General features: G+C 54.7%; 17 protein-coding genes. 10 read left to right on the top strand and 7 right to left on the bottom strand.

Annotated features, from left to right (window positions below; genetic code table 11):
• The first annotated feature begins 16 nt into the window (after positions 1–16).
• The 7 genes from HP459_RS02965 (at position 17) to dsbG (ending at position 7133) form a co-directional block, all read left to right on the top strand.
• Complete coding sequence (locus HP459_RS02965; protein WP_045622696.1) at positions 17–1033, top strand: LacI family DNA-binding transcriptional regulator; 1017 nt, start codon at positions 17–19, stop codon at positions 1031–1033.
• Between the two features lie 95 nt (positions 1034–1128).
• Complete coding sequence (locus tag HP459_RS02960) at positions 1129–2679, top strand: methyl-accepting chemotaxis protein (RefSeq protein ID WP_171935917.1); 1551 nt, start codon at positions 1129–1131, stop codon at positions 2677–2679.
• A 399-nt stretch (positions 2680–3078) separates the two neighbouring features.
• Complete coding sequence (locus HP459_RS02955) at positions 3079–4209, top strand: DNA cytosine methyltransferase (RefSeq protein WP_171935916.1); 1131 nt, start codon at positions 3079–3081, stop codon at positions 4207–4209.
• Positions 4166–5143, top strand: coding sequence for an HNH endonuclease (locus tag HP459_RS02950; RefSeq protein WP_023330142.1), 978 nt, complete (start codon positions 4166–4168; stop codon positions 5141–5143). The genes HP459_RS02955 and HP459_RS02950 overlap by 44 nt, the downstream gene beginning before the upstream one ends.
• Before the next feature lie 195 nt (positions 5144–5338).
• A complete protein-coding gene (locus tag HP459_RS02945; RefSeq protein ID WP_171935915.1) occupies positions 5339–5752 on the top strand; it encodes a hypothetical protein in 414 nt (137 codons plus the stop codon).
• 5 nt (positions 5753–5757) lie between these two features.
• Positions 5758–6315, top strand: coding sequence for an RNA polymerase sigma factor (locus HP459_RS02940; protein WP_171935922.1), 558 nt, complete (start codon positions 5758–5760; stop codon positions 6313–6315).
• Positions 6316–6356: 41 nt separating this feature from the next.
• On the top strand, positions 6357–7133 hold the full coding sequence (dsbG, locus tag HP459_RS02935; RefSeq protein ID WP_022648169.1) for a thiol:disulfide interchange protein DsbG: 777 nt from the start codon (positions 6357–6359) through the stop codon (positions 7131–7133).
• Between the two features lie 39 nt (positions 7134–7172).
• Here the strand turns inward: dsbG and HP459_RS02930 are convergent, their stop codons facing one another.
• The 3 genes from HP459_RS02930 to HP459_RS02920 form a co-directional block, all read right to left on the bottom strand.
• Positions 7173–8462 carry a glycoside hydrolase family 10 protein gene (locus tag HP459_RS02930; protein WP_171935914.1) on the bottom strand — a complete coding sequence of 430 codons (1290 nt, stop codon included), beginning with the start codon at positions 8460–8462 and terminating at the stop codon, positions 7173–7175.
• Positions 8463–8469: 7 nt separating this feature from the next.
• Positions 8470–8757 carry a VF530 family DNA-binding protein gene (locus tag HP459_RS02925; protein WP_022648167.1) on the bottom strand — a complete coding sequence of 96 codons (288 nt, stop codon included), beginning with the start codon at positions 8755–8757 and terminating at the stop codon, positions 8470–8472.
• 129 nt (positions 8758–8886) lie between these two features.
• Positions 8887–10368: a UbiD family decarboxylase gene (locus tag HP459_RS02920; protein WP_171935913.1), complete on the bottom strand. Its 1482-nt coding sequence runs from the start codon at positions 10366–10368 to the stop codon at positions 8887–8889.
• A gap of 111 nt (positions 10369–10479) precedes the next feature.
• Here HP459_RS02920 and HP459_RS02915 point away from each other — a divergent pair, with 111 nt between their 5' ends.
• The gene (locus HP459_RS02915; RefSeq protein WP_023306228.1) at positions 10480–11364 is read left to right on the top strand and encodes a LysR substrate-binding domain-containing protein; all 885 of its coding nucleotides are present in this window, start codon (positions 10480–10482) and stop codon (positions 11362–11364) included.
• Here the strand turns inward: HP459_RS02915 and HP459_RS02910 are convergent.
• The 4 genes from HP459_RS02910 to HP459_RS02895 all read right to left on the bottom strand — a co-directional run bounded on the left by HP459_RS02910 (position 11355) and on the right by HP459_RS02895 (position 14873).
• Positions 11355–12263, bottom strand: coding sequence for a LysR family transcriptional regulator (locus HP459_RS02910; RefSeq protein ID WP_045622684.1), 909 nt, complete (start codon positions 12261–12263; stop codon positions 11355–11357). The genes HP459_RS02915 and HP459_RS02910 overlap by 10 nt on opposite strands.
• Before the next feature lies 1 nt (position 12264).
• Positions 12265–13242 carry an MBL fold metallo-hydrolase gene (locus HP459_RS02905; RefSeq protein WP_171935912.1) on the bottom strand — a complete coding sequence of 326 codons (978 nt, stop codon included), beginning with the start codon at positions 13240–13242 and terminating at the stop codon, positions 12265–12267.
• Positions 13243–13349: 107 nt separating this feature from the next.
• A complete protein-coding gene (locus tag HP459_RS02900; protein ID WP_022648162.1) occupies positions 13350–14234 on the bottom strand; it encodes an SDR family oxidoreductase in 885 nt (294 codons plus the stop codon).
• Positions 14235–14345: 111 nt separating this feature from the next.
• Complete coding sequence (locus HP459_RS02895) at positions 14346–14873, bottom strand: GNAT family N-acetyltransferase (protein ID WP_022648161.1); 528 nt, start codon at positions 14871–14873, stop codon at positions 14346–14348.
• Between the two features lie 131 nt (positions 14874–15004).
• Between HP459_RS02895 and treZ the strand changes: the two genes are divergently transcribed.
• Positions 15005–16792: a malto-oligosyltrehalose trehalohydrolase gene (treZ, locus tag HP459_RS02890; RefSeq protein WP_171935911.1), complete on the top strand. Its 1788-nt coding sequence runs from the start codon at positions 15005–15007 to the stop codon at positions 16790–16792.
• A complete protein-coding gene (gene treY, locus HP459_RS02885) occupies positions 16789–19257 on the top strand; it encodes a malto-oligosyltrehalose synthase (protein WP_171935910.1) in 2469 nt (822 codons plus the stop codon). The genes treZ and treY overlap by 4 nt, the downstream gene beginning before the upstream one ends.
• Positions 19258–19268: the final 11 nt, after the last annotated feature.

Raw genomic sequence — 19268 nt, 5'->3', positions numbered from 1 at the left:
CCGGATCTAAGTCGTTGTGAGAAAAACAAAACGCGTCACCATTAAAGATATCGCGGAGCTGGCGGGGGTATCAAAAGCCACCGCCAGTCTGGTTCTGAACGGCCGCAGCAAAGAGCTTCGGGTGGCGGAGGAGACACGCGAGCGTGTGCTGGCGATTGCCAAAGAACATCATTATCAGCCCAGTATTCACGCCCGTTCGCTGCGGGACAACCGCAGCCACACCATTGGTCTGGTGGTGCCGGAAATCACCAACTACGGGTTTGCCGTTTTTTCTCATGAGCTGGAGACCCTCTGCCGCGAGGCGGGTGTTCAGCTGCTGATCTCCTGTAGCGATGAAAATCCGGGCCAGGAGACGGTGGTGGTCAATAACATGGTGGCCCGCCAGGTGGACGGGCTGATTGTCGCCTCCAGCATGCTCAACGACGCGGATTATCAAAAGCTGAGCGAGCAGTTGCCCGTTGTGCTCTTTGACCGTCATATGAACGACAGTTCTCTGCCGCTGGTCCTCACCGATTCAATTACCCCGACCGCCACGCTGGTGGCCGACATTGCGCGCCAGCATCCGGATGAGTTCTACTTCCTCGGCGGCCAGCCGCGGCTTTCCCCGACGCGTGACCGTCTGGAAGGGTTTAAGCAGGGGCTGCGTGACGCTGGCGTCGAGCTACGTCCGGAGTGGATTATTCATGGTAATTACCATCCGAGCTCCGGCTACGAAATGTTTGCCGAACTTTGCGCGCGCCTGGGCCGCCCGCCAAAAGCCCTTTTTACCGCCGCCTGCGGTCTGCTGGAAGGGGTGTTGCGCTATATGGGGCAACATAATCTGCTGCAAAGCGATATGCGTCTGGCCAGCTTTGACGATCACTATCTCTATGATTCTCTGACCATTCCTGTCGATACCGTTCGTCAGGATAACCGCCAGCTCGCCTGGCACTGCTTTGATCTGATTGGCAAACTGATTGAAGGGGAAACGCCGGAGCCAATCCAGCGTAAACTGGATGCCACACTGCAACGGCGGTACAAGGTCGTGGAGTGACAGGGTAACGTCTGACGGATATATCAATAACTTTAATTAATTAAAGATGGGATTCAGCCGATAACCAAAGGGAAATTATATCCCTGAGGTGTGTTATGTCGTTGAAAAAATCATCCCTGATTATCCTGTTTTCTCTGCTTTTCTTCTTTGTGGCCAGCACCATCACCAGCGTTGGGCTCATCATTAAAAGTAATACTTCGCTGGATAATGTGAACAAAGAAATTCAGGTTGTCCTGTCCATTATTGATCCCATTAACCATAGCCGAACCCTGCGCGTCAGGGTTATGGAGTATGTAAAAATGGTGGAAGCGGGGGACGCCACCGACTCGTCTGCGAAACTGGCCTCGGTTAAAGAGGCGCTGACCAAAGCCGATAGTGCATTTTCGGCGTTTATGGCCTCGCCGCGTTTACAGGACGAAGCCCCGCTGGTCACTGCCTACCAGCAGGCGTGGCAAAACTACCGTAACCAGGGACTGGCACCGCTGATTGCCGCTGCCGCCGCTCACGATGTGTCGCGGTTCAACGCTCTTATTCCCGTGGTGTCTCAACTCGATCGCCAATATGAAATTGTGCTCGATCAGGTTCTCTCCGTTCACCAGAAGTACGCCAAAACGCTGAACGAGGATGCGAGCCATAATTTTGTGTCGGGTCTGGTTATTATCGCCTGCATTGCGGTGCTGTTCGTGGTGGTGATCCTCGTCGTCAGCCTGCTGATGAAACGCGTGGTCTTTGCGCCAGTGAACCTGGCGCGCGAGCACTGTCGACAGATTGCGGCCGGGAAGCTGGACGTACCGGTACCGATCAAGCGTGATTCCGGGAATGAAATCGATCACCTGATGTCCTCGATGGAGCAGATGCGCCAGGCGCTGCTCTCCACCATTTCTCAGGTGCGCGATGCCAGCCACACCGTAACGCATGCGGCGCAGGAAATTGCTTCCGGCAATATCGACCTGGCCTCCCGTACCGAGCAACAGGCTTCTGCCCTGACCCAGACGGCCGCCAGCATGGAAGAGCTGAGCGCGACGGTGGCGAATAACACCGATAACGTGTTCCAGGCCGGTAAGCTGGTGCAGGATGCCGTGAAAAATGCCCATACCGGTGAAGCGGTAACCCGTGAAGTCATCGAAACGATGAATACTATCGCGTCCAATTCGAAGCGTATTGAGGACATCACCAGCGTCATCAACAGTATTGCTTTCCAGACTAATATTCTGGCGCTGAACGCGGCCGTTGAAGCGGCGCGTGCCGGTACGCAGGGGCGAGGATTTGCCGTGGTGGCAAGTGAAGTGCGCACCCTGGCCCAGAAAAGCGCGGTGGCGGCGAAGGATATCGAAAGCCTTATCGCCCAGTCTGTTTCCAGCGTGAAAAACGGTGCGGAACTGGTGAATCGTTCGGGAGAGGTGATTGATTCTATTATCAGCTCTGTGAATAAAGTGCATACGCTGATGGAACAGATTTCGGTTGCCTCAGAAGAGCAGAGCCGTGGAATTGGTCAGGTTGGGCAGGCCGTAACGGAGATGGACGGTGTGACCCAGCAGAACGCGGCGCTGGTGCAGCAATCCGCCGCAGCCGCGGCCTCGCTGGAGGAGCAGGCGCAGCAGCTGTCGCAGAGTATTTCGAGTTTTCGTTTACCTGCTACGGCGTGATGTTCATAGAGGCTCCCTAGGGAGCCTTTTTAATGTCTGGCGTAACTGGAAACCCGCGCCAGACAAGGCTTCACGTATTATTACTGGCAGTCAAAAGCCATATTAAGCGACTTGTGTGGGCGCACTGTGGACACTCTTACCAGCATTAGCACCCTTCAACGGGTTAAGAGAAATCGCATCCTGCATGTATTGAGGAGCGAAGTGTGCAAAGACCATCGCTTGTGCAATTTTCGTATGATCTAAGATCTTCTGCATTTTGATGATGTTGCCTACGTCAATCATAAAGTGCGGGCGAAAGGGTGAATGTGAGGATGTAAACGTATACTGTACATAAAAACAGCCATATCTTATGATACACTCGAAGAAAGTAAACCATGGCAAAATTGGGAATGTGTTTTAATGAGTATAATCAATAAATTAAAGGTCATCGATTTGTTTTGTGGTGCTGGTGGGCTGTCCTGCGGCTTCATGAAAGATGCAAATGGCACTCATTTCGAAAGCATTCTAGCAATTGATAATGACAAAGCTGCGATAAAGACTTATAACGCAAACTTTGGTAATCATGGGATTGTTGCGAACATAGACGAGTGGATCGCTGACAACCCGATCCCAATGGCCGACATCGTCATCGGTGGGCCTCCATGCCAGGGGTTCAGCTTGTTAAATAAAAACCGCGAAGGCGACCATCGTCGTGCACTATGGGAGCCTTATATGGATATCATTGAAAGGTCATCAGCTTCAGTATTTGTCATGGAAAACGTACCAGGGTTACTATCGAGCGATGAGTTCGCTGATATCTGGGCTCGAGCAGAGAGCATAGGGTTTGTTTTGCTGAATCCTTGCGTGCTTAATACTGCTGATTATGGCGTTCCCCAGACCCGTAAGCGTGCTATTGCCATTGGGATCAAGAAACAACGATTTAATCTCGACACAATTCCTACGTTCCCACCTTCACCGTCTCATCAAAATCCGGAAAAACCGGGTGTTCTCCCTGCCTGGTTAACGGTAAAAGATTTCATCAGTGATCTTCCTAAGCCAGTAGGCACAGAAATTCGGGATGTGAAACCTCCATTAGATCTTCATTTTGGTAGAAATCCGACCGCGCTATCGCAAGAGCGCTACCGTGCCGTTCCGGTAGGAGGTAACAGATTTGACTTACAAAAAAACAGGCCTGATATTACCCCCGCATGCTGGATAAAGAAAACATCTGGCGGTACAGACCTATTTGGCCGTCTGTGGTGGGATCGTCCTTCTGTAACTATTCGAACAGAATTTTTTAAGCCGGAAAAAGGACGCTATCTCCACCCAGAAGAACACCGTCCAATCACGCACCGTGAAGCTGCGCGTTTAATGAGTTTTCCGGATAGTTTTGTATTTGAGGGCACGAAAACAGAAATTGCTCGCCAGATTGGTAATGCTGTTCCACCTGTTTTTGCTCAAAAAATTGCATCATATGTTATCAATCTAATGGAATGCAGAATCAAAGATGGCGAGAAGATCGAAGAAGAGCGAACCGGAAACGCTGCGTAAACAACTTTTAGCACTAATTGCTAATTTTGAGCATAAGTTGCTAGAGAACTCCCTAAGAGAACAGGTGCTTACACTCGTTCCAGCAAACCACTTGTTACGCGATTTAGGCAGTTCTCTATTGAATGAGGAAAATTGCAATTCTGCACGAGATCGCATCTTGGCATATTTGCTGAAATACCCTAAAACCATCATTCACGGTGATGAATTAATGGTTGTCGCAGGTATAAGTGAATATGCTCGCAGAATCCGTGAGTTGCGAGTTCAGTTTGGCTGGTCAGTTTTAAGTGGAACGACAGTTAAAGAGATGATCGAACAGGAGGAAATCACCATAGAAGAACTCCAGATCACATCTACAAAGTGCCTCAAAACCGACGTTTATGCTTTGATGGCAACGGATCAGGATAGAGAGGCTGCGCTTCGTTGGAATGAAGCAAACGTTCTTCGCCGCAGCAAAATCTCAACGAAAGATAAAATTCTTTCCTATCTTCGAAAAAATGTAGGCCGTCCTGTTACCGGTGAAGAGCTGCGTTACCTTGCAAATGATAGTAAAGAATGGGCTCGCAGAACCCGTGAATTAAGAACAGAAGATGGTTGGCCTATTGCTACTAAAAACTCTGGTCGTCCAGAGTTAGAGGTTGGAGCTTATCTACTCGAAGAGGACCGGCAGGCGGAAGTTCATGATCGTAAAATTCCTGATCCCGTTCGTGCAAGTGTTCTAGAGAGAGATAACCATTCATGTAGGAACTGCCATTGGTCGCATAGCAAAAAAACGGCTAATGACCCCAGGACGTTCCTTGAGTTGCATCATATAGAACACCATGCCCATGGTGGTGAGAACACACTTACTAACCTGATAACTCTATGTAATGTCTGTCACGACGAAGTCCACAGGAAAAAGATTCCGATAGAAGAATTAATTAAATTACTTCAATAATCGTTAAAATGGCCGCTTTCGCGGCCTTTTTCTTCCTGTTAAAACGATGCAGCCGCTGCACGATCTCCTTCAGCCATTACTGTTATCCGTACAAAGCCGCTATCACATAAATTTTATCTTTCCCCGGCAATATTTCTGTTCCTCATCCGTCTACCTCATCAGAGACCATAATCATTCAACATAAACGAGGTACACATGAGAAATTTTGATATGCACGGAAAAGGTCACGGGCGTGGTTTGGGCCGCCATCGTATGTACAAGGGCATCGTGATAGGCGCAGTCCTGTTCGTGGTGCTTGGCCTGCTGGTCATGTCCCTGTGGAACGCGTTGCTCCCGGCCATCCTGGGGGTTAAAGCCATTGGCTTCTGGCAGGCGCTGGGGATCCTGCTGCTGAGCCGCATTCTTTTCGGTGGGCTGGGTTTTCGTCCAGGCATGTTCGGTGCACACCGCCGTATGCACGCACAATGGATGAATATGACCCCCGAACAACGTGAGGCCTTCATTCAGCAGCGTCGGGCAGGATTTGGTCGTCACGGTCATTGCCGGTGGCACGATGACCGGGATGAGAAGCGAGATGATAACGCTGCGAAAGCGCCAGAAACTGAGTGAGCGATATGAAAGCCGGTGAGGCGGGGGAATCATTACTTATCTCGGCAATCAATGCCTGCCGCGCACGGCTAAAAGCCTTCATTCGCGGACGGACTGCGGTTCGTGATGATGTCGATGATATTCTTCAGGAAGTGACCTGGCAGTTGATGAAAGTGGAACAACCGGTGGAGAACGTCGCCGCCTGGCTGTTTCGCGCCGCGCGGAATGAGATGATCGACCGGGCGCGAAAAAAGCATGAGGTTTCACTGCCGGGGTACCTGACGGCAGATGACGAGGACTTTCCGGAGCTGGAGATTGCAGAAACGTTATTCGGCGTACCGCAAACCCCGGAGGAGGAGTATCTCAACATGCTGCTGTGGGAAGAGTTGGGGCAAGCCCTGTCGGAACTACCGCCACCACAGCGCGAGGTGTTTGAAAAAACGGAATTTGACGGATACACCATGAAGGCGCTGGCGGAGGAAACGGGCGACAGCGTGCAGGCGTTATTATCCCGCAAACACAAAGCTGTGCGATTTTTGCGTAGTCGCCTCAAGGATATTTATGAAGCGTTGACAGGGCAATAAAGTTCGACCACTCTGAAAAACAATATCTTAGAGGGGTCGTTATGCTTCAACTGTTAGCAAAGAAAAAGATGCTGCTACTCTCTGCTCTGCTGTTTTCAGGGCTGGTCAGGGCAGAGGAGTCGCTTCCGGATGTGGTAAAGCACTTCAGTGAGCAGCAGGATATCAAAATCATTAAGAAAATTGATGCCCCCGGCGGCGCGCCAGCGTGGCTGGGGCAGTATCAGGACATGGGCGTGACGCTCTTTCTGACCCCTGACGGAAAGCACGTGGTGTCTGGCTATCTGTATGATGAGAAGGGAACCAACCTCAGCGAGGCCTTTTTCCAGAAAGAGATCTACGCCCCGATGGGCCGCGAGATGTGGAAAAAGCTCAATGCGGCGCATCCGCTGAAAGAGGGCGCGGAGAGCGCCCCGCGCAAAGTCTTTGTTTTTGCCGACCCGTTCTGCCCGTACTGCAAGCAGTTCTGGGCTGAAGCGCAGCCGTGGGTGAAGGCCGGCAAGGTCCAGCTCAACACGCTGCTGGTTGCGTTTCTTAACCCGAACAGCGGGCGTAACGCCTCCGCGATCCTGAATGCCAAAGATCCGGTGTCGGCCTGGAAAGAGTACGAGCTGTCCGGCGGTAAAAAGCTGCCTAAACCTGAAGGGGCGGCTTCACGGGAAACCGTTGAGATCCTGCAAAATCACCAGACGCTTATGGACAGTCTCGGCGCAAATGCCACACCGGCTATTTATTACCTGAATGAGCAAAACGAACTGCAGCAGGTCGTGGGCATGCCAGACGCAAAACAGCTTGAGGCGATGTTCGGGCCGAAGCCGTAAAAAAAAAGGCAGAAACAGGACGTTTCTGCCTTTTGTCAGTCAACTACCCCAGCGCCCCTGGAGGTAATTTACGGCTTCCTGCGTCTGCGGCTGGTTAAGATAGTCTTCACGGAACAGGATGGTGCCTTTTACGTCTGGCAGTGAATCGTTGAGGTCGAGCTGTTTTTTCAGCTCCGGTACGCCGCCGTTCACCGTCCAGTCCGGTTCGTTTCTGGAAGGCGCGCCCACTTTGTAGAACGCGATCCCGATATACAGGCGGGTATGGGTCGGTTTCACCACGTCAGCCCACCATTTTGTCAGCACATCGTATCGTGCCGCGTCGCGGGCGAAGGGCCAGTAGATCTGCGGCGCAATGTAATCCAGTAAACCCTGCTGTACCCACTTACGCGTGTCAGCGTAGGATTCATCGTAGGCTGCGGCACCGCGCGTGTCCGATCCTGCCGGGTCGAAGGAGCGGTTGCGCCATACACCCGCCGGGCTGACGCCAAATTCAACCTCAGGCTTTGCCTGCTTGATCGCCCTTGATACCTGCACAATCAGCTGCTGCGTATTGTGCCGACGCCAGTCAGCTTTCGACGCAAATCCCTCGCCGTAGCGCCTGAAGGTCCAGGCATCGTTCAGGGTTGAGCCCGGCGTCTCGGTGTAAAAATAGTCATCGAACTGAACGCCGTCGACAGGGTAGCGATTCACCACTTCCATCACCACCTGGGTTATCCAGTCCCGCACCTCGGGAATGCCCGGGTCGAGAACAAAACGATCCCCCGAGGTGCGGATCCACTCCGGATGCTGGACATAGACGCTGGAGGGATGAAGCGACGAGGTACGGTTAAGCGCGGCGATGGTCGAGGGCTTCGTGTTGGTGGAGACGCGGTAAGGGTTGAACCAGGCGTGAACCTTCATCCCGCGCTTGTGCGCTTCATCCAGCATAAACTGGAGCGGATCGTAACCGGGGTCTTCCCCGATAGTCCCGGTCAGGGTATCTGACCATGGCAGTATTTCAGAGGCCCACAGCGCCGTACTGTCCGGTTTTACCTGAAAGAAGACGGTGTTGATCCCAAGCTTTTTCAGCTTATCGAGCTTGTCCGTCAGCGCCTTCTGTTGCTGGGCGATACGCTGGTCCGCGCTGCGGCCATTCACTGATGACACGGGGGGCCAGTCGAGACGGGAGACGGTCGCCAGCCAGATCCCGCGCATGGGTTCGTTAGTCTGCTGTACAGGTTTCGCCTGCGGCAGCGGGGTAACGAGTGATTTGGGTGGTTTGGAAGTGCAACTTACCAGTAAAAGCGCGCAGCCAAGCAGCGCGCCAGTCCGTTTTACGTGTCGCATCATTTGCGTGTTAGCTCCTGGGTGTCCGGCCATCCGTCCAGGGATTAAACGCCGGTTCGTCCTGTTCCTCGTTACCGTCATCGTGAAGGGAGTCGAGGTAGAGGGCTTCAACTTCCGCCCGCGCCCATGGGGTCCGGCGCAGGAACTTCAGACTCGATTTAACACTCGGGTCCTTGCGAAAACAGTTGATTTTGATTCGGTTGCCCAGTTCATTCCAGCCATATCGCGCAACCAGCGCGTTAACCTGCATTTCAAGCGTTACGCCATGCAAAGGATCGTTGGAAATAGGTGCTGTCATAGGCGTCCGGTAGTCTCATTTTTTATGGGGATGTGATAAACGCTCAAAGGTTACAAGAAAGCAGGGGACGCGGCAATTTCAGCGTGAGGTTCTTCACCCGTAAAGGGTGAAGAGGATTTCCGGTTAATACTATTTTTTAAACAGTTCAGGTGCCCACGGCGTCGGGTCTACCTCCATAAAGGGTGCACGCTCAAAGCGGGACTTCAGCGCCCAGGGCACCGTACAGTCGAAAATCGTTTTGCAGGTGATCCCGTTGCCACGAATGGAGGGACTGTAGTCCGGCGCCTGAGACGGATCGAGCTGGTGACCGCGGAACCCCGGCAGATGGGTGATACTGACATCGCCCTGCATACGGGTCGTCATCGCCCACAAAATGTCGTCGCTGTCGAAAATATCCACGTCTTCGTCGACGAGAATAATGTTCTTAAGCTCGGAATAGGTGGCTAACGCGATGAGGGCCGCCTGACCCTGACGCCCTTCGTCAGAAGGCTGGCGTTTTTTAACCTGCAATACCCCAAGGAATTTGCCCCCGCCAGCGGTATGCGCATAGACGTTTTGCAGGAAACCGGGGATGGCTTCTTCCACCGCATTCCGGATGCTGGCCTCCGTTGGCAAACCGGCCAGCGTGGTGTGCTCTTCGCCCGGTCCTACCAGGGTTTGCAGGATCGCCTGATGACGCATCGTGACGGCCTTCACTTTGATTACCGGCAAGGAGGGGTTAGCCTCCCCGCAGTAGCCGGGAAATTCCGGCATCGCGTGCCCGGTGTGGGTATGCTGATCTTCTTCTACGCGCACGCCCGGCAGCAGTTCGCCTTCGATGATTATTTCCGCACGCGCAATCGCTTTTTCCTGTACGGCCACACCCTGCACCAGCTCGACGGGAGCCTGACGTAACGCACCGGCGACACCCAGCTCGTTGTAGCCGAAGGGCGTGGTAGGGGCTTCGAAACAGGCGCCAATATAGATAGCGGGATCGAGACCCATATTGATCGTGACCGGCAAGGGTTTGCCCGCCTCTTCGGCTTTCTTACGGAACACTTCAATATGGCGGCCCGCGGCAAGGAACATGGAGAGCTCATCGCGCTCCTGAACGCAAAGACGGTGAATAGTGACATCGGTCAGCGAGGCGTCTTCCGGATCGCTTGCCAGCACCAGCCCCAGACAGAAGAACGGACCGGCATCTATCGGCGTGTTGGTCGGTGCCGGAAGCAATTTACGCAGATCGAAGTCCGGATCGTCGGCATAAAACACCTGCTCCTGACACGGCGCCTGGGCCGCCGGGACGACAACGGGAGCAATCGGGTTTTTCACCGCCTGGCCGACATGTTTTGCCAGTTCAGAGGGCTCGCAGCCCAACAGGAGCGCCGCCCGCTCGCGGCTGGCGTGCATACCGACCAGAATACGGGAGTCGGGATACCCCTTAATAGCGTTAAACATCATGGCCGGGCCGATGCGCGTCGGACGTTTTACCGTGCCGCCAGCACCAATATGCCGGTACACACCCGCCAGCTCCGCGTCAGGATCGACCGGATGGCTGGTTTCAAGGTATTGACCTTCATGGCGTTTAAGCAGTTCGATAGCACTTCTGAGATCGTTGATGTGGTTTTCCATATTTTCCCCCTCGGATGATTGCATCCATTCTTAACCGGACGAAGAAGGCTATCAATTGCATCATTTGTGCTATTTTAATATGAATTTTATTATCAATAATGAAGGCACAGTATGCAGTTTCGACTGATGCGCAATTTTATCGTGGTGGCGGAAGAGCTTCACATGCATCGTGCGGCGGAGCGCCTTAACATGGCGCAACCGGCACTAAGCCAGCAAATCAAAACGCTTGAAGATCGTCTGGGGGTAGTGCTCTTTAGCCGGGCGAATCGTCGCCTGACGCTGACGCCAGCCGGTGAGGCGTTTCTCAGTAAAGCCAGAGTGGCGATTTTTATGACCGATCAGGCGATTCTGGATGCCAGACAGACTGCCAGAGGGGAACAGGGCGTGCTGAATCTCGGATGCGTTTCAAGCGCGATATTCGACAGTAAGCTGCCCGACGCGCTGCGGCTTTTACATGAGAAATGGCCAGCCATCAGCCTTTCCATGATGACGGGAAACGTGCAAACCCTTTATACCGGCGTGCAAAGCAACCAGCTGGATGTGGCCATTATTCGTGCCCCGTTACCGCTGCTGCCTGACGATCTGCAAAGCCGTCCTTTTACAACGGAAAAAGCCGTGCTGGCCTTACCTCGTCAACACAGTCTGGCGGGCTCCGCCGCGCTGACGCTTGCGTCGGTGAAAGAGGAGAAGTGGATCGCCCTGCGCGACCCGGAGGGGATGGGGCTGGAGCAATATTTCTATGATGCCTGCCACAGCGCTGGCATACAGCCTGACGTTGTGCAAAATGCCACCGATGTCCCCACGGTGATAAGCCTTGTCTCGGCAGGGTTTGGTATCGCCATGCTGCCAGCTTCAGCGAAGGCGATATGCGTACAAAACGTCGTCTTTGTGGATATTCTTGACCGACTCCGGGAGAGCGAGCTGACGCTGGTTTGCCACCGGATTATTCGCTCTGAGGTCCTGAAAAAATTGATGAGTATCCTCGATCATACCTGACGTCCGGCGGCCTGAAGAAGCTGTTCACGTAGCCAGCGATTAGCCGGATCCTGACTGTTTTTCGGGTGCCAGTACATACCGATGACGATCGGCGGAAGATCCAGCGGCGGCGGAAAAATATCAAGCGTTTGCGTAAAGCGTAGCAACATGCGCCTGGGTAGGGTGCAGAGTAAATCGGTACCGGCAACAATCGCAGGCGCCATCGCATAGCTTTGCGTCGACATCACCACGTTACGCTGGTGGCCAAGCCCCGCCAGATGCTGATCGACAAAGCCCGCGAACGGGTCGCCCTCGGATGAAACCACCAGGTGTGAAAGACTACAATAGCTTTCCAGATCCACCGGCCCCGTACCGCGCGGATGGCCTTTCCGCTGGGCTGTGGCATATTCATCGTCAAACAGTTTGCGTCTGACCCATGCATCGTGCGCCCCCGCGTTAACGCCGATATAAATATCCACATCGCCATTTTCCATCTGCGCTGACAGCAGCTGGGTTTCCGGGAGCGCAAAACGCAGGCGGATACCTGGTGCCGCACTGCTAATCTGATTCTGCAACTCTGCCCCCAGCATTAGCGCCGGGTTTTCGTGCAGGGCAATAACAAAGGTGCGGTTGCTGTTCTGCGCGTTGAACGTGGTGGGTTCAAGCATCGCCGCTATGCCCTGCAAAACCGTCGCGACCTGCGGCCTTAACGCTTCGGCGCGCGGCGTCGGTAACACCCCACGTCCGTGTGGGGAAGGGACAAACAGCGGCTCACCAAACAACACGCGCAGGCGTGCCAGGCGGGCAGACATTGCTGGCTGGCTGATGCCCAGCCGCGCGGCCGCATGGGTGATATTCTGGTCCCTGAGTAACGCATCCAGCGTCAGGATCAGGTCCATATCCATATCGGAGGGGGACATCTTATTTTGCGTCACGGTTGGTATAGGTCACCGGGACCCACGCGTAGCCTTCCCGCTCACCTTTCGTCACATAGCCGATCCCGGGGAAAGGCAGATGTGGCGCCGCAATCAGATCTTTGTTTTTCACAAACTCAGCGAAAGCTGCGTTGCGCACCCGGGCGGCGCCGTCCTGATCCTCATCGTAAGCAATCGTCACGTTGGGCTGCGGGAACTGAACTGCGGCGACGTGGATGATGTCGCCGACAAAGGTAATTTTTTCACCTTTGCTCTCCAGCGTGTAAAACGCGGAACCTGGGGTGTGGCCCGGGTGAACCGTACCGCTGATGCCCGGCAGAAGCTGTTCGGTGCCTGAGAAAGTCTTCACTTTTCCGGCATCCAGATAAGGCTTTAATGTCTTGTGCGCGACATCGAAGTAGTTCTGGTCATAGCCAGACTTTTTCTGGTTCTCGTCGTTAAAGAAGAAATCGATATCCGGTTTGCCGACATAGACCTGCGCGCGGGTAAACACGCGCTGACCGTCTTTGACCAGACCACCGGCGTGATCGGAGTGCGCATGGGTGATTAGAACATCGGTAATATCTTCGGGTTTGATGCCCTGGGTCGCCAGGCTTTCAATCAGCCGCCCGCCTTTGCCGGGGCCAAACAGCTGACCGGAACCGGTATCCACCAGGATTTTGTGACCGGGCAAGGCGATATAAAACGCGTTAATCGATGCTTCCACCGGATTGGCCTGGAAGTTTTTGGCCAGTAACGCATCGGTATTTTCCGCCGTCGTCCGGCGCAGTAAGGCGTGCAGATCCTGCGGCACGCTGCCGTCCGTAAAGGCGGTGATAATCCTGTCGCCAACCTGAACGCTGTAGCCGCCAGCCTGCTGTTTCACCACATGCTGCGGAACGCTGGCCACCGCGTGGATCGCTGGAAAGAATAAAACTGAACCGGTCAACAGGGTTGATATCGCAAGTTTTTTCACAGTAAACATGATGGGCTCCTTAATAGTAAGTTCATCATAGTTCAACTGCGATTTTTGAGAACAGCAGGGGAGTGAATGTGACCTATCCATGAAATGGATAGGTCTGAGAGGATGCTTTACAGCACGCCGGTACCGCCATCAGAGCACCACACTTGCCCGGAAGCGTATGAGCAGGAATCGGAGGCAAACAGCACATACAGCGGTGCGATTTCAACCGGCTGACCCGGTCTCCCCAGGGGCGTATCTTCCCCGAACTTCTGAACTTTAGACTGAGGCTGACCGCCGCTGGACTGAAGAGGCGTCCAGTATGGACCTGGCGCGACGGCATTTACCCGAATACCACGCGGTCCCAGCTGCTGGGCCAGAGACTTGGTAAAGGCCACGTTACAGGCTTTGGTCTGCGCATAGTCCACCAGGATCGCGCTCGGTTTAAACGCCTGAACGGAAGTGGTGTTGATGATCACGGCACCTTCCTGCAAATGGCGCAGCGCAGCTTTGGTGATCCAGAAGGGGGCATAGACGTTGGTCTTAAACGTCGCGTCAAAATCTGCCGTGGTGAGATCGTCGATAGATTCACAGTACTGCTGGCGTCCGGCGTTATTCACCAGGATATCCAGGCCGCCCAGTTCGGCAACGGCTTTTTCCACCAGCGTGTCGCAGAAGGACTCCACGCGAATGTCGCCGGGAATGGCGACCGCTTTACGGCCTTCGGCCTGAATCAGCGCAATGACCGATGCCGCATCGGACTCCTCTTCCGGCAGATAGCCAATAGCGACATCTGCACCTTCACGGGCATAGGCGATGGCTACCGCGCGACCAATGCCGGAATCACCGCCGGTAATCAGCGCTTTTTTTCCTGCCAGTTTTCCTGACCCGATATAACTTGTTTCACCATGATCCGGTATTGGCTTCATTTCCGATGCCAGCCCGGGAGCCCTTTGCGGTTGTTCTGCAAACGGTGGACGAGGGTAATGCAGCGTGTGATTATTTCCTGTAGACATACCGGCCTCCTTAATAGTGAATTCCAAGATTAGTCGTTAATTAAACGTAAGCGGGCAAAATTGACAAATTCAGACAAATCTATATTCCAGTGGCGGATATAAAATATTTTCTCAAGCCAGCATGTAATACCAGAAAAGGGCGACCTCATCTTTTTCCGGCAGGGCGTTGTAAAGGTAACGATCGTAACCGCCCAGAATAAATCCATAGTGACGATAGAAAAGGCAGGCAGAAACATTAACGTTCTGCGTCTCCAGCCGTAAGCCGGGCGCATTGAGGCTTCGCGCCCAGACGTGGGTGGCAGACATCAGCTTGTGCGCCGCGCCCGTTCGGCGTTTTGAACGCTCCACGGCAATGTAATCCACCGAAATAAATTTATTCCAGTTGCAGGACGCGGTAATAAAACCGGCGATTTCACCGTCATCCGTTTCGGCGATAAGAAATATTGAATCGGGATTAACGCAATGATTTTCCAGCGTCTGGAGATCCAGTTCATAGGTTTTATGATAAGGATCGGTTAGCGCCTCGATATGCAAATCACCATTGAGAAAAGGCTCTCTGGCAATCTCATCGACCGTAAAAGAAAAATCACAACATTCAAGACGGGCGAGGTCGGTGCTTAATCCTTTTCGAATATGCATAGTATTCCTTAAGTGGGAGTTATAAATAGATAATAGACGAAGCGGCATACCCTGCTGGCATAACACTCTGTTCATCCTGGTCTAAGCTTGTATTTCGTTCCGCGTAAAATGTGGTCATTCGAGGACAATGAATGGAATTCAGAACATGTCGCAGGCACTGGGGTGCTGAGTTTATTTCCGATGACGTTGTACGTTTTCGCGTCTGGGCAGAAGGGCAGAAAGATCTCACGTTGCGTTTAACCGACACCGACATTCCGATGGCGGCGGTGGGCGACGGCTGGTTTCAGGTTGACGTGCCCGGCGTCAGACACGGTACGCCGTATCAGTTTGTTTTACAGGATGGAATGGCGGTGCCGGATCCGGCCTCGCGCGCGCAACAGGCTGACGTCAACGGCCCGTCGGTGGTAATCGACACGCGTCACAACCTGCCCGCACAGCGGGAATGGCAAGGGCGGCCATGGGAAGAGACGGTGATCTACGAGATGCATATCGGCACCTTCACCGGGGAAGGAACCTTCAGGGCGGCCATCGATAAATTGCCTTATCTGGCCGAACTGGGTATTACGCAACTGGAAGTGATGCCCGTGTCCCAGTTCGGGGGCGCGCGCGGATGGGGGTATGATGGCGTACTGCTGTATGCCCCGCACTCAGCTTATGGCACACCGGATGATTTTCATGCCTTCATCGATGCCGCCCACGCGCTCGGGCTTTCCGTGGTGCTGGATATTGTACTCAACCACTTTGGCCCGGAAGGGAACTACCTGCCGTTGCTCTCGCCGGCGTTTTTCCATCAGGATCGTATGACCCCGTGGGGCAACGGTATAGCCTATGAGGTTGAAGCCGTCCGGCAATACATCGCTGAGGCGCCGTTATTCTGGCTCTCGGAGTATCATCTTGACGGTCTGCGCTTCGACGCCATCGACCAGATCCATGACAACGCTGAGACCCATATTCTTCCCGAGATAGCGCAACGGATCCGCGACGCCTTTCCGGATCGGCATATCCATCTGACCACCGAAGACAGTCGCAACGTGATTTTCCTGCATCCGCGCGATGAGCATGGTCAGACGCCGCTTTTCACCGCCGAATGGAATGATGATTTTCACAACGCCGCACATGTCTTCGCGACCGGGGAATCACACGCCTATTATCAGGATTTTGCCTTTGAGCCGGAGAAAAAGCTGGCGCGGGCGCTGGCAGAGGGCTTTGTCTACCAGGGGGAAATCTCGCTTCAGACCGGGAAATCGCGCGGGGTAGAGTGTCGCGAGCAACCACCGCAGTTTTTTGTCGATTTTATTCAGAATCACGACCAGGTCGGCAACCGTGCCCAGGGGGAGAGGCTTATCTCTCTGGCTGGGGCGGAGAAAACGCGCGTGCTGTTCGCGGCGCTGCTCCTGTCGCCACATATCCCGCTGCTGTTTATGGGTGAGGAGTATGGCGAAACGCATCCGTTCCTCTTTTTCACCGACTTCCACGGCGACCTGGCGAAAGCCGTGCGGGAGGGTCGCGCGAAAGAGTTTACCGGCCATGCCGGGCACGATGAAACCGTACCGGATCCCAATGACGTAAATACCTTTATGCGGTCGAAGCTTGACTGGAACAAGGCAGGCACGGCGGAAGGCAGGGCGTGGCTGCACGTTACGCGCGAACTGATTGCGCTGCGTCAACGCTTTATCGTCCCGTTACTGAAACAGCGGGGCGCCGTGGAGGGTAACGTCCTGCAAACGGCGCTCGGCATGGTTGCCGTGAGCTGGCGTTTTCCGTCCGGTACGCTGTCGCTGGCGCTGAATATCGGCAAAAAGCCCCTCGCCTTAGCGGACCTGCCCGGAAAAACGATCTTTAGCTGGCCGGAGGCAGTCGAAAACCTGCCGCCGAACAGTATTGTTGTTCGCTTTGCTGATGGAGAAGCAGCGCTATGATCCCTTCCTCTACTTACCGAATTCAGTTTCGCAACGGCATGACCTTCGATCGCGTGGTGGACCTGATTCCGTATATGAAAGACCTCGGAATTAGCCATCTTTACGCGTCGCCTGTTTTCACCGCAACCACGGATTCCACCCACGGCTATGACGTGACCGACCCCAACGAAATCGACCCGGCGATTGGCGGGCGGGAAGGGTTTGACCGCATGGCGGCAGCGCTGAAACAGGCGGGGATGGGGCTGATTCTGGATATCGTTCCTAACCATATGTCGACCTCGCTGGAAAACCGCTGGTGGCGCGATGTTATCGAGCACGGTCGGCAGAGCCGCTATGCGGCGTATTTTGATATCGACTGGTCCCGACCCCTGACGTTGCCGTTTCTTGGCGACACCTTTGAAACCGAGCTGGAGCGGGGGGCTATCACCCTGAAACGTGACAGTGTCACCGACAGCGCGGCGTTGGTTTACTATGATACCGCCTATCCGCTTAATCCCGGCACGTATGCCGAAGGCAAGAGCATCGCTGAGATCCACGAGGCGCAAAGCTGGCGGCTGATGTCCTGGCGGGAAGCGCCGAAACAGCTTTCATGGCGGCGCTTTTTTGAAATCACCGGGCTGGTCGGCGTGCGGGTACAGGATGAGGCGGTATTCGCAGACACGCACCGCCTGATCCTTGAGCTTGTCCACGCCGGGGTTGTCGACGGCCTGCGCATTGACCATGTGGACGGGCTTGCCGATCCGCTGGGCTATTTGCAGCGACTGCGTGCGGCGACCGGACCGGATTGCTACATCACGGTAGAGAAGATCCTCGCCAAAGGGGAACAGCTTCCTCCGGAGTGGCCCATCTCAGGTACTACGGGCTATGAGTTTATCGCCTCCCTGGCGGAAGTGCTGGTGGATGATACCAACCTCTCGCGGCTGGAGACGCTCTACGACGAGACGCTGGGTATGACCGTTGACAGGCAGGCGGAACTTCGCAACGCCAAAGGCCTGATGACCGATCGTAATTTTGAAGGTGAATTTACCACGCTGCTCAAAATAGCCAGCGAGCTGGCCGGGCATAACGGTGCCGAAGTGGAGCATGAGGATATCCGCCATGCCCTGCGCGAGCTGCTTATCGCGTTTCCGGTGTATCGCACCTACGGCACCGCTGAGGGGCTGACGTCACCGGATGTGGCGCTGCTCAGCCGCGTGGTCGCCAGCGTCAACACCTCTGAACCCGCTCTGAGTCTGATTGTGCGTATTCTTTCCGGCGATCTGCCGGAGCATGACCACGCGCTGGCCTCGCTTTTCCGCACCCGTTTTCAGCAGCTGACCGGGCCGCTGATGGCGAAATCGGTAGAGGATACGCTGTTCTTCCGCCATAACCTGGAGCTGGCCCTGAACGAAGTCGGCGCCGACCCGACGCCGCGCGCGTTTTCACTTTCCCGTTTTCATCAGGAGATGCGCATTCGACTTGCCCGCCAGCCCGATGCGCTGCTGGGAACTTCCACCCACGACACCAAACGCGGCGAGGATGCACGAGCTCGTCTGTATACGCTGACGGAAGCGCCAGATCTGTGGGGAGAAAATCTGGCGCGCTGGCGGCAGATGAACCAGACGCAGGTCCGATTCCTCAACGATGGCACCGCGCCGAACGCCGCCGACACCTGGATGATCTTCCAGGCGCTGGCGGGCGTCTGGCCAGCAACCCTGTCGCCTGAGGATCGTGATGGCCTTAAGTCACTGGAAGAGCGTTTCCTCGGCTTTATCGAGAAAGCCCTGCGCGAGGCCAAGCAGCGTACCGACTGGATCGACAGCAACGAAGGTTACGAGAGCGTGGTCCTGGACTACGTGCGCCATCTGCTTTCCCCGGATAACACCCTGTTCCTGCGTGATTTCAGTGCCGCACTCCAGCCGTTTATTCGGGCTGGGTTAATGAACAGCCTGAGCCAGACGGTGATCAAACTGACTGCGCCTGGCGTACCGGACATCTACCAGGGCAGCGAGGGGCTTAACTTCAGCCTCGTCGACCCGGATAACCGCCGCGAACCGGATTTCGCCGCACTGTCGGAAAACCTCAGCGTAGCGGATGGCACCGTTTTTAACGATGCGCAACGCTGGCGAGACGGCAGCGTGAAGCAGTACGTCACCGCCACGCTGTTACGGCTTCGGCCACATTACCCCGCGCTTTTCCGCTACGGCGACTGGCTGCCGCTGAAGGTAACCGGCGAGCGGGAGGAGAATCTGATCGTTTATGCCCGCATCAAAGATGACGAGGCGCTGATCGTCGCCGTGCCGCGCCTGGTGTTTGACGTCACCGATAATGCGATGCTGTGGGCCAATACTACCGTGGCCATACCCCAGGCGCTGGCCGGGAAGCACTACCGGGATCTGTTTACCGGTGAGCGTCGCCTTCTGCCAGAGACGCTGGATTTAACGTCTGAAAAGGGATGTTTGTTGGTTCTGCTTACCTGCGAATAATTGAGGAGAAC

Source organism: Enterobacter sp. CM29, assembly GCF_013179605.1.
GTDB lineage: Bacteria > Pseudomonadota > Gammaproteobacteria > Enterobacterales > Enterobacteriaceae > Enterobacter > Enterobacter intestinihominis.
The sequence above is the reverse complement of the archived record's forward strand: the minus strand, read 5'-3'. Positions and strand labels throughout refer to the sequence as shown.

Excerpts from the sequence above, each read along its gene's own strand:
- HP459_RS02910 (WP_045622684.1), bottom strand. The coding sequence starts at position 12,263 with ATGTCCCCCTCCGATATGGATATGGACCTGATCCTGACGCTGGATGCG.
- dsbG (WP_022648169.1), top strand. The coding sequence starts at position 6,357 with ATGCTTCAACTGTTAGCAAAGAAAAAGATGCTGCTACTCTCTGCTCTG.
- treZ (WP_171935911.1), top strand. The coding sequence starts at position 15,005 with ATGGAATTCAGAACATGTCGCAGGCACTGGGGTGCTGAGTTTATTTCC.
- HP459_RS02930 (WP_171935914.1), bottom strand. The coding sequence starts at position 8,462 with ATGATGCGACACGTAAAACGGACTGGCGCGCTGCTTGGCTGCGCGCTT.
- HP459_RS02920 (WP_171935913.1), bottom strand. The coding sequence starts at position 10,368 with ATGGAAAACCACATCAACGATCTCAGAAGTGCTATCGAACTGCTTAAA.
- HP459_RS02925 (WP_022648167.1), bottom strand. The coding sequence starts at position 8,757 with ATGACAGCACCTATTTCCAACGATCCTTTGCATGGCGTAACGCTTGAA.
- HP459_RS02950 (WP_023330142.1), top strand. The coding sequence starts at position 4,166 with ATGGCGAGAAGATCGAAGAAGAGCGAACCGGAAACGCTGCGTAAACAA.
- HP459_RS02895 (WP_022648161.1), bottom strand. The coding sequence starts at position 14,873 with ATGCATATTCGAAAAGGATTAAGCACCGACCTCGCCCGTCTTGAATGT.
- HP459_RS02940 (WP_171935922.1), top strand. The coding sequence starts at position 5,758 with ATGAAAGCCGGTGAGGCGGGGGAATCATTACTTATCTCGGCAATCAAT.
- treY (WP_171935910.1), top strand. The coding sequence starts at position 16,789 with ATGATCCCTTCCTCTACTTACCGAATTCAGTTTCGCAACGGCATGACC.
- HP459_RS02905 (WP_171935912.1), bottom strand. The coding sequence starts at position 13,242 with ATGTTTACTGTGAAAAAACTTGCGATATCAACCCTGTTGACCGGTTCA.
- HP459_RS02955 (WP_171935916.1), top strand. The coding sequence starts at position 3,079 with ATGAGTATAATCAATAAATTAAAGGTCATCGATTTGTTTTGTGGTGCT.
- HP459_RS02945 (WP_171935915.1), top strand. The coding sequence starts at position 5,339 with ATGAGAAATTTTGATATGCACGGAAAAGGTCACGGGCGTGGTTTGGGC.
- HP459_RS02915 (WP_023306228.1), top strand. The coding sequence starts at position 10,480 with ATGCAGTTTCGACTGATGCGCAATTTTATCGTGGTGGCGGAAGAGCTT.
- HP459_RS02960 (WP_171935917.1), top strand. The coding sequence starts at position 1,129 with ATGTCGTTGAAAAAATCATCCCTGATTATCCTGTTTTCTCTGCTTTTC.
- HP459_RS02900 (WP_022648162.1), bottom strand. The coding sequence starts at position 14,234 with ATGTCTACAGGAAATAATCACACGCTGCATTACCCTCGTCCACCGTTT.